Raw genomic sequence first — 6,452 nt, 5'->3', positions numbered from 1 at the left:
AAGAATTCAAGAAACTTGGTAAGACACTTATAATTAAAAGTGTAGAGAAACATTAAATACATGTGGGTGCCCCAGGGCTTTAGCCCTGGGCGCTGCTTTCCGCAGGGTTAAAACCCTGCGGCACCCCCGAGTCTATGATATGGATATAGTCGTTGAGGGTTTGTTATTATCAACGAAGTAAAACTTCGTTGCCTACCGCGGGCGGGCCCCGTCCGCGTTGAAGACGAATATCTTGCCGTCGCCTATGCGGCCGGTGATGGCGGCATTCCTGATGGCCTCGATGGTCTTCTCCGCGTCTTCATCGGGAACGGTCATCTCAAGCTCTATCTTGGGCAGGAAGGAGATGACGTACTCTGAACCCTGGTAGAGTTCAAGGTGGCCCTTCTGCCGCCCGTAGCCCTTGACCTCGGTAATGGTGACGCCTTTTATGCCCGCCTCTGTCAGGGTCTTGAGGACGTCCTGCAGCTTGAAGGGTTTTATTATGCACAGCAGTTTTTTCATTTTATTACCGTGTTATAGGGACACAGGCACGGACTGTGGCCATGACGTCAGTTAACCAGCCTGTAGTAAAAGTCTCTTTGTCGAGCCTGGTAGCCGATGTCCTTTATAAGGCGTTCAATCTCTTCGCCGCACATCATGAAGCTCACGCCAGCGGCCCTTACGACGTTTTCTTCAATCATCGTACTGCCCATATCGTTCGCGCCGAATTTCAGGGCGAGCTGGCCTATCTTCGGGCCCTGGGTCACCCACGACGCCTGTACGTTGGGGATGTTGTCGAGATATAATCTGGATACCGCCAGGGTCTTCAGATACTCAAATGCCCCCACGGGCGACAGGTGGTCAAGCCTGGTATTCCTGGGCTGGAAGGTCCAGGGGATAAATGCGGTGAAGCCGCCGGTCTCGTCCTGGAGCCTCCGGATTTTGTCCATATGGACGATTCTTTCTTCCAGCGTCTCGATATGGCCGAACATCATGGTGGCCGTGGTCTTCATGCCAAGTTTATGGGCCTCTCGCATAACGGTGAGCCATTCATCCGAGGTGCATTTTTTGGGGCTGATCTCATCGCGGCACCTGTCGACCAGTATCTCAGCGCCGCCGCCGGGGATGGAGTCAAGTCCGGCAGACCGGAGCTTTGATATTACGGTATTTATGGGTAATTTCTCAAGCTGTGAGAGGTGCAGGATTTCAGGCGGTGAGAAGGCGTGTATGTGTATGCTGGAAAACCTCTCCTTTATGGAGCGGAGCATATCCTGGTAGAAATTCAGCCTCAGACGCGGGTGCATCCCTCCCTGCATCAGTATCTGTGTGCCACCCTGTTCCAGGGTCTCTTGTATTTTTTCGAATAGTTCTTGTTCTGTGATTACGTTGGCGTCTTCTCCGTTTTCATCGGTTGAGAAGGCGCAGAAGTCGCACCGGGCCACGCATATATTGGTGTAATTAACGTTCCTGTCTATGGCGTACGTGCGGTAGGGTTCGGGGTGGAGAATGGCGGTGCGGGAGTCTGCGGCCATTCCCAGTCGAGTAAGGTCGCTGGAGTGTAGAAGCTCGACGCCTTCCTCCAGGTCAATCCGCTCTTTTGAGAGCACCTTCTCTAACGTTTCTTCCGTCGTATAACTCAAGCCTTACTCCATCCGGGACCAGGCCCATCTTTAAGGCATAGTCATGAAACCGCCCCAGGCCCTCCAGTTCCTGTTGGCCGAGGTCGTAATATATGCACCGTGTAAGATACCTGATGCATGTCTCCGGCTCAAGACCCAGCCTGTCCGACTCTTTTAGTGCAATGGCCCTGATATCCTCAAGCCCGCGTGCTTTCGCATCCTGCAACAGGGGTGCGGCCTCTTCTAATACCTCCGGCGAAGCGGACGCCCACAGCGCGTAAACAAACGGCAGCCCGGTGAGTTTATCCCACTCTGAGCCAAGGTCAAGCGACGGCAGCCCGTCGTGCACCCGCATAGCGTTGTCCCCGATGAGCAGTACCGCGTCAGCCTGTGCGTCTCTCAAGCTGGAATCTCCTCGCCAGGAAAGATATAACGGGCTGAGACCAAATCTCTCCTTGAGAATGACCCTGGTAAGCGCAACCGACGTGCGGGAGGATTTGTCGAGTGCCACAGTCCCCACGTCGCCTATGGTACAACCTTTTCTTAAAAACAATCTGACGCTCTCCACCGAACCCCTGGAGGAGATGCTGACACCCGGGAGGGCAGTGAGTCCATTTCTCCTGAGACATTCTATCGCGGGGATTAGGGCGACATCCGCCCGCCCTTCCTCTAACATCCGTGGCAGCTTGGACGGCACGTCGAAGAATAACTCCACCCTGTCGCCGGACGTCTCCAGCCCGTGGATAATAGGTTTTGCGTTAAGGTAAGGTACCGCTGCTATCTTAAGTTTTCTCATCGTCTGCCCATACGGGGAACGAAACATACCGTAGTACAAGTGAACATGTAACTTTATCATATTTACGCCTGTAGTTCCATTCAACTTTTCGAAGTTCTTAAGGCAAAACAAGTTAAGCTTGTGGCAGTCTATTGGTCAAGCTTTACCATGCGCACGTCAAAGAAGTTTATATTGGTATTGACCATGAATGTTTGTTTTGCTACGATGCGGTTGACGCTGGCTTGGTGAAGTCAAGAGCGTCGCAGATAGATTAAATGAATAAGGTACTCACACTTACACTCACACTTACACTATTCTGGCTCTTTCTAACTGCATTAGGCAGCCATTCAAGTCTCCTGTTAGGGGAAGAGTCTCCAGCCACATCATTGGTCTCCTCGTCAGACATCGATATTGATAAATGGACGAAGCAACTATACTCAGTTGACCCTGCCATCCGTAGTCTGGCCGCCATATCCCTGTTAGGGCTCGACGACCACAGGGCGCAGAAACCCTTGCTTAATATACTAAACAGATATCCTGAGGCGAACGCACCGGGTCAGAAGAACGGTAAAACCGCCGTTCCGGAGAAAGAAGCCCTTATTTCGGTAATCAAGGCCTTCGGTTTCAAGGGAGACGACAGGGCCGTAGGACCGCTAATAAACCTGCTTCAGGACGATGACCCGGAAATAGCACTAAGTGCCTGTGAGGCCCTGGGGAATCTGCACACGTCCAAGGCTATCGACAGGATGTCGGCGAACCTGATGAACCCCGGCTTCCCACAGAAGTCAAGGGTCCTGCTGGCCCAGGCCTTGGGCCAGACAATGGAACAGCAGGCGGTAGAACCCCTGGTTTCCGTGTTGAGTGGTACGGAGGATGAAGAACTTCAGGATGCTACGGCAACGGCCCTGAGCTACATCTCCGGTAAGTCCTTTGGCAGAAACTCCTCGGAGTGGGAGGACTGGTGGGCGGCAAACCAGAATAAGACGCGAGAGCAATGGCTGAGGGATATCGTAACAAAACTTGAGGTGGCTAATGAACAACTGCAGCAGAAAAACACCGTGGTAGAGAAAGAACTCTCCGAGAAGACCCTGGCGCTCTTAAAAAAGGCAACAGAAAATAAGGACGAAAAGCCCCTCATCGAGGCCCTGAACAGTGAGTATCCACAGGTCAGAGTTGCCGCCGCGAAGGTGCTGGCAGGATTTAACAATCCAGCGGCTGTAGCAGCCTTAACAGGCGTACTGGCAGATGACAGCGAAAAGGACGTGAGGATGGCCGCCGCGCAGTCTTTAGGCGAGTTGGGTGATGAAAGTGCGGTAAGACCCCTGCTGGACGCGCTCAATGACACAGACGTTTCTGTAAGGGAAAGTGCCGCCCTCGCCCTGGCGAACTTTGAGGGCAGGGACGTCGCGGAAGCACTGATGATTCTTCTGAAAGAAAATACAATCTCTATAAAGATAGCGGCAACAGAGGCACTGGGCCAGATTGGGAGTGTCGAGGCCGTAGCGCCCATCTCAGAACTACTGGTTAGCAAGGAAGCAAAGGTTAGAGAGGTCGCAACCATAGCGCTCGGAAGGATAAATAACCCGGCGGCCGTTACCCCTCTGATTAACAGCCTGAGGGACCCGGAAGAAAGAGTGCGGTGGTATGCGGCCGACAGCCTCGGAAGTATAGGGAGCAGCGAGGCCGTAGAACCTCTGATAGAGCTGCTCTCCAAGGACAGCCCGCGCGTCAGGGAATCTGCGGCAGCTGCGCTGGGCCAGATTGGGGAAGAGAGGGCGATAGAACCCCTTGTGCAGGCAATGGAAGACGCCGATAAGAGAGTAGCCGAACAGGCCGCAAACGCCTTGATGTCTATCGACGTACAATCATACGAGGCCATGAAGTATCTGGCAGATACCTTTTACGATCGCTCCGACTATAACAGGGCGAGCCAGGTACTGGAGAAGCAGATCGACAAGTTCTCCGCTTCCGAGGCACACAAAAACGAAATGCATGGGAGAAGGTTGAGACTGGCTATTGCTTATCAACAGCAAAGGGATTGGCAAAAGGCCGTTGAGCAGTATGATTTCTTGTTGACAGAATATAAGTCTCAGGATTTGGTCATAATTGTCGCTCTGGCTGAGTGTTTGAAAGAGTTAAGGCAATACGGCCGCGTACTGGAACTCTACTCCCGCCTGATGGAGGAACAGCCCGAGCTAGCCCAGACGTGGTGGAAGGGCCGGCTGGATGTTGTGTACACGCTCTATGAGCAGGGCCAATATACAAAGACGCAGAAGTTAATAGATGAGTTCCAGTTGGAGGACCCAGGGATGGGGGGACCCCACATCAAAAGACAGTTCTTGGAGCTTGCCGAAAACAGTACGCGCGAAGCGCACGCTCAAAGAGGCAGGTCGGAAACCTCCATCGTTCCCTAAAGATAATCCATGAAGATACTCATCGTAGGCGCCGGGGCAGTAGGTTTCAATCTTGCCAAACAACTTTCCCTGGAGGGCAACACCATCTCCATCGTGGAAAGTGACCCGCACATTTACCGCAAGATGACCGAGACACTGGACGTCCTATGTGTACACGGCAACGGTAACTCGCCAAGCGTCCTGGAGGACGCGGGCATCAAAGAGGTAGACATGGTGCTGGCCGTCACTGACAGTGACGAGGCAAACCTCACTGTATGCCTGCTTGCCTACTGGTACGGCGTTGAGAGCAAGATAGCAAGGCTTCGGAACGAGGAGTTCACCAGAGAAGATTCCATTCTGAAAAAGAATCAGTTTTTCATTGACCGGATGATAAACCCCATACCCATCACCGTCGATTCAGTGTTGAAGGCGATGGAGACGCCGGGTGCCACGTACGTGGCGGATTTCGTTGAGTCCGACATATTGTTCCGCGGCTTTCACGTACCGGCCGACGCGCCGATTGTGGGCAAAAGGATTGAGGAGCTAAGGGAAGCCGGCGACACAGACTCATTCCTGATTGTCGCGATACAGAGAAAAGAAGACACGATAATTCCCTCCGGGGAGATTGAAATATGCCCGGACGACAACATCCTGGTGCTGCTGGCCAGGGCCGGTCTGCCATACTTCCTTCCCATGGTTAACCGGCGTACCGTAGAGACCCAGGGGTTCGTTATCTACGGAGCATCCCGCATCGGACTGCGGCTGGCCCGGGCGCTGGAGAAAACCGCCGAGAATGTGGTACTCATAGAGCCGGACGAAGATAAGGCACAGGCGGCCGCGTCAGAGCTGGTCAATGCGACCGTGCTCCATGGCCACGCAACCGAGACCGAGATCCTGAAACAGGCCACCATTGAGCCTGTGGACTTTTTTATTGGGGCCTCTGAGAATGAACAGGACAATATCCTCGCATGTCTTCTGGCGAAAAAACGGTACGCGAAAAAAACAGTCGTCATAACACATGAACCGGACTACGTCCCCGTCTTCGATTCCATAGGCATAGACGTCGTAATCAACCCCCGTCTTATCACCGTGAGCTCAATCCTGCAATACATAGCCCGCGGCCCGATTGTAGGAGCGGTTAAACTGTTTGACACGACGGAGGCGGAGGCGACGGAAATGATAGCCGGGAACGGCTCCAGAATAGTTGGTAAGAAGCTCAGCGACGTTTCGTTCCCAAAGGGGTCAATACTGGGCTCAGTTATCAAGAACGGTTCAATGATACTGCCTTACGGGGACTGTGTATTAGATGCCGGCGACCGTGCGATAGTGTTTTATATGCCGGAGGTAAGGGAAAAGGTGCAGGTCCTGTTTAGAAAAAAATAGACTCCCGCCCGTTTTCCTGAACCCAGCTACCCAATCCCCTTTTTCACGCCTTCGTCTGACAAATCCATGGTTTCCACGGCGTGAGCAATTAATACACAGCCCGGATAGAGTCGGATTTTTATGATTCTCGATAAAACACGTACTACGGTGCAGATTTTGCCCGGAGTTCCTGCCACTTGACCTCGTTGTCCTGAAGCTCCCACAGGGCCTCGGCCATGTCAGTGGCCGCGTCAGCTAGGTTTTCAACAGCCTCCTTTTGGGTAATAGAAGCTTTACTATATTCCTCCATGTCCTTGTCTTTGA

At 52.9% G+C, this 6,452-nt stretch carries 5 protein-coding genes; 2 read left to right on the top strand and 3 right to left on the bottom strand.

All coding sequences use genetic code 11. The annotated features are described in order from the left end of the window. Positions 1 to 192: 192 nt before the first annotated feature. The 3 genes from NOU37_09865 to NOU37_09855 are packed head-to-tail and all read right to left on the bottom strand — an operon-like array spanning position 193 to position 2,394. Entirely contained in the window at positions 193 to 501 is a 309-nt protein-coding gene (locus NOU37_09865) for a P-II family nitrogen regulator (protein ID MCQ4575531.1), read from the bottom strand. 47 nt (positions 502 to 548) lie between these two features. Continuing rightward, a complete protein-coding gene (gene mqnC, locus NOU37_09860; protein ID MCQ4575530.1) occupies positions 549 to 1,619 on the bottom strand; it encodes a dehypoxanthine futalosine cyclase in 1,071 nt (356 codons plus the stop codon). Then, entirely contained in the window at positions 1,564 to 2,394 is an 831-nt protein-coding gene (locus NOU37_09855) for a menaquinone biosynthesis protein (protein MCQ4575529.1), read from the bottom strand. The genes mqnC and NOU37_09855 overlap by 56 nt, the downstream gene beginning before the upstream one ends. Positions 2,395 to 2,648: 254 nt before the next feature. Here NOU37_09855 and NOU37_09850 point away from each other — a divergent pair, with 254 nt between their 5' ends. Then, positions 2,649 to 4,787 carry a HEAT repeat domain-containing protein gene (locus NOU37_09850; protein MCQ4575528.1) on the top strand — a complete coding sequence of 713 codons (2,139 nt, stop codon included), beginning with the start codon at positions 2,649 to 2,651 and terminating at the stop codon, positions 4,785 to 4,787. 9 nt (positions 4,788 to 4,796) lie between these two features. Beyond that, entirely contained in the window at positions 4,797 to 6,149 is a 1,353-nt protein-coding gene (gene trkA / locus NOU37_09845) for a Trk system potassium transporter TrkA (GenBank protein ID MCQ4575527.1), read from the top strand. Positions 6,150 to 6,452 lie beyond the last annotated feature (303 nt).

Origin of the sequence: Candidatus Bathyanammoxibius amoris, from assembly GCA_024451685.1 — a bacterium.
GTDB classification, from domain to species: Bacteria; Planctomycetota; Brocadiia; order Brocadiales; family Bathyanammoxibiaceae; genus Bathyanammoxibius; species Bathyanammoxibius amoris.
The sequence above is the reverse complement of the archived record's forward strand: the minus strand, read 5'-3'. Positions and strand labels throughout refer to the sequence as shown.

What these genes read in the sequence shown, in the direction of transcription:
- NOU37_09865 (MCQ4575531.1), bottom strand. Translation starts at nt 501, where the DNA reads ATGAAAAAACTGCTGTGCATAATAAAACCCTTCAAGCTGCAGGACGTC.
- NOU37_09855 (MCQ4575529.1), bottom strand. Translation starts at nt 2,394, where the DNA reads ATGAGAAAACTTAAGATAGCAGCGGTACCTTACCTTAACGCAAAACCT.
- NOU37_09850 (MCQ4575528.1), top strand. Translation starts at nt 2,649, where the DNA reads ATGAATAAGGTACTCACACTTACACTCACACTTACACTATTCTGGCTC.
- trkA (MCQ4575527.1), top strand. Translation starts at nt 4,797, where the DNA reads ATGAAGATACTCATCGTAGGCGCCGGGGCAGTAGGTTTCAATCTTGCC.